The organism is Pseudomonas protegens (assembly GCF_003732485.1).
Lineage (GTDB): Bacteria > Pseudomonadota > Gammaproteobacteria > Pseudomonadales > Pseudomonadaceae > Aquipseudomonas > Aquipseudomonas protegens_B.
The window spans coordinates 118251-120481 of the sequence record NZ_MOAK01000045.1; the positions used below are offsets into that span (position 1 = coordinate 118251).

General features: G+C 65.9%; 1 protein-coding gene. It reads right to left on the reverse strand.

Features of this window, described 5'->3' with window-relative positions; all coding sequences use genetic code 11:
- Positions 1-2231: AMP-binding protein (locus tag BLX41_RS11445; RefSeq protein WP_123724956.1), on the reverse strand; the 2231-nt coding region annotated here is incomplete at both ends.

Genomic DNA, 2231 nt, shown 5'->3' on the forward strand with positions numbered 1-2231 from the left:
TTCATCCAACACCTGCAGGCGCGTACCGGCGATAGCGCCACCGATGGCCACCCGCTCATCCACAGGCGGCTGCTCCACCGCGAAAGCCGAACACCAGACCGCACTTTCCGAAGGGCCGTATTCATTGACCAGCAAGGTCTCGGGCAGCCGTTCACGGTGCCGCAGGGCCAGCTCCACCGGACAGGCTTCGCCGGCCACGATCACACAGCGCAGTTGCGGTTGCTGCAGGGCTTCGAGGATTTGCGCATAGAACGATGGCAGGGCCAGGAAGTGGGAAATCCGCTGCGCGTCGATGAGTTCGGCGACCTGCTGCGGGTCCTTGTGCTGCTCTTCGCTGGGCAGGTACAAGGTCGCGCCCTGGCTCAGGGTCCAGAAGATCCCAGCCACAGAGCTGTCGAAGGAGAACGAGGACAGCATCAGGAAACGCTCCAGAGGCGCCTGATAGAACGACCCGCGGGCCAGGGTCGAGGTGCTGGCATTGGTATGGGAAACCATCACGCCCTTGGGTTTGCCGGTGGAGCCCGAGGTGTAGATGACGTACGCCAGGTTGTCGCCAGTGCTGCTGCAGGGCAGCGCTTGGGCGTTGCCGCTCAACAGCTGCGGGTCCAGGCTGATCTGGGGCAGGTCGGCCGGCAAGACGATGTCCGGATGCAGGGGTTGCAGGCTGATCAGGCAGCGTACCGCTGCGTCCTCGAGCATGAAGGACAGGCGCTCGCTGGGATAGGCCGGGTCCAGCGGCAGGTAGGCGCCACCGGCCTTGAGAATCCCCAGCAGGGCCACCACGATTTCGATGGAGCGCGCCCCATAGACCCCGACAATGGCATCACTGGCGACCCCTTGCCCGCGCAAGCTGTGGGCCAGCTGATTGGCCTGACGGTCGAGCTCGGCGTAAGTGATTTCCCGACCATCGACATGGATCGCGGCACGCTCGGGAAAGGCCCGGGCCGCCTCTTCGAACAGCTGGTGCAGCAGTGGTGCATCGGCGGCGCTCAGGTCCGCGCTGCGATCGAAATCCTGCAACAGGCGCTGCGCCTGATCAGCGCTGACCAACGGCAATTGCTCAAGGCTCAGGCTGCTGTCCGCGGCGGCCGCTTTGAGCCACTGGGCGAACTGTTCGAGCCAGGCGGCTGGCAGGCCGTCGGGCAGCAGATGGGGCTGCCAGCTCAGTTGCAGCGACAGCTGGTCGGCCTCGGCCCGGGCCTGCAGGTGCAGCTTCTCGAAGTACGCTTGATCGAGGAACAACTCCTGCACCTCGGCGCCTTCGCTGTAGGAGCAACCCAGGTCCAGGGGACGGGGTTGCTCGGCGCCGAACACTTCCAGCTCGTTCAGGCAATCCTGCCAGGAACGACTCAGGTCCAGCTGATGACGGAACGCCTGCAGGTTGTCCTGCAAGGTGGCTTGGGGCTGCAACGTGACGACCACGGGCAGGCGCCGGCTGAAATGGCCCAGGGTCTGCTGCAACTGGTCGCTGCGACCGTCCACGGTCAGCGCCACCAACAGCGAGTCCTGCTGGCTCAGCCCGGCGAGGAAACCGGCCCAGAGGAACAGCAGGGCTTGCTCGCCGCTGAGTCCGGCATCATTGGCCACCTGACGCAACGCCGGCGCCAGGTCGGTGTCCAGGCGGCACGCCTGCAACTGCGGCGCAAAGTCCAGGCGCCGCTCGAACGGCAGACGCACGCCCGGCGCCTGTCCGGCATGCAAGGTGCGCCAGAACTGTAGGCCTTCGCGACCGATCGCCTCCTCCCCCAGTTCGCTCTGCCACGCGGCGTAATCGGCGTACTGCAGGCTGTCGAAAGGTGGCAGTTGCACCCCCGCGCACAGTTGCTGCAGCTCGGCCATCAGCAACGCCAGAGCCTGCCGGTCGCAGCTGGCCAAGGCCACACTGATCAGCAATTGGCGATCCAGCAGCGAGGCCACCAGGGGCACTTCGGCCAGGGCCAGGCGATCCTCGGCACGGGCCTGTTGCAGGCTGCGCCCCGCTTCCATCGACAGACGCAGGCGCACCTGCGGGGTGATTTCCTGCACCGGTTGCTTGAACCCGGGCACCTGCCGGTAGCTGGTGCGCAGGATTTCGTGGCGCTGGCACACCTCGTTCAATGCAGCCTCCAGCACAGCACGCTCGGGCGGCGTGTCGAAGGACAGAATCGCCTGCGCCGCCAGCGGCTGGCCCAGGTACTGCTGCTGGGAAAGAATCGCGGCCTGCTGGGCCGAAATCTGAAACGTCTCTGCTT